Here is a 1,296-nt window from a genome sequence, read left to right as displayed (position 1 = left end):
GCCAAGGCGGGCATTCCGATCGAGGTCAAGCGCGAGCCTTCGGACGGCTATTGGGAAACCATCGTTGGCCAGACGCCGTTCCATGTCTCGGCACGTTCCGACCGGCCGACGGCCGACGCGATCTTCTCGGTCGCCTTCCTCAGCACGTCTGGCAACAACGAGTGCAAGTGGGTGAACAAGGACTTCGACGCTGCCGTCATCGCGGCACGCGCCGAACCGGACCTTGAAAAGCGCAAGGCCTTCTACGCCACCGCGCAGAAGATCTGCCGCGAAGACGGCGGAACCATCATTCCGTTCTTCTCCAGCACGGTTGAAGGCACGACCAGCGATCTCGACGGTTTTGTGCCCTCGGCACTGCAGATGGCCGGTTACCGCGCCATCGAGCAGGTCTGGTTCGCCTGATACCAAGGACTGGACGGCATGACTCTATTCGCCAATTCCCCGGTGAAATCGTTCGTAGTAGCCAGGGTTGCGTCTGGACTCGTGTCGATCTTCTTCATCTCGTTCCTGGTTTTTGTGGGAACGTCGATGTTGCCGGGCGACGCAGCCAATGCGTTGCTCGGCCAGAACGCGACGCCTGAAACGGTCTTGGCCCTGCGCAAGTCGCTGGGCCTCGACCAACCCTTGCYGGTGAGGTACCTGCACTGGCTGACCAATGCGCTGCAGGGCGATTTCGGCAGCTCGCTCTCCAATGCCCAACCTGTCATCAACCTGCTGGTGCCGCGCCTTATCAATTCGCTGATCCTGGCCTGCTCGGCCGCAGTGATCGTGCTGCCCTTGGCCATTGCGGCGGGACTGCTTTCGGCGATCAATCGAGGCAAGGCGATCGACACCGCGACCGGCTCGATCTCGGCGATATTCCTGTCGATGCCGTCGTTTTTGATCGGCTATCTCCTGGTCTTCATATTTGCCGTGAAGCTCGGACTGTTCCCCCCGCTGTCGATGGTCCGCTCCAGCGCCAGCCTATCGACTTGGATTTCGGCTCTGACGCTACCTGTCCTGACATTGGTGCTTGTAGCGCAAGCTCATGTGATGAAGCTCACCCGCGCCGCCGTGCTTGGGGTGATGAGCTCGGATTACATCCTGATGGCCGAGACAAAGGGCATTCCGCGCAACAAGATCATCCTCAAGCACGCGCTTCCCAATGCGCTTTCGCCGATCGTGTCGATCTGCATGATCACCATGGCCTATCTGATCGTCGACGTCGTCGTGATCGAAGCGGTGTTCAACTACCCGGGCATGGGCAAGCTGATGGTGGACGCGGTCGCCTATCGCGACATTCCGATGGTGCTGGCC

1 protein-coding gene and 1 pseudogene are annotated in these 1,296 nt (G+C 60.2%); both read left to right on the top strand.

The window, feature by feature from the left end; genetic code table 11:
* A pseudogene (locus tag AC1DUU_RS32320) lies at positions 1-402 on the top strand (ABC transporter substrate-binding protein); the annotation flags it as partial.
* 18 nt (positions 403-420) lie between these two features.
* Positions 421-1,296: ABC transporter permease (locus AC1DUU_RS32315; RefSeq protein ID WP_476787368.1), on the top strand; the 876-nt coding region annotated here is incomplete at its 3' end.

The organism is Aminobacter sp. P4_H6_2, from assembly GCF_056400805.1.
Note: the sequence above shows the minus strand (reverse complement) of the source record. Positions and strands in the feature narration are given on the sequence as shown.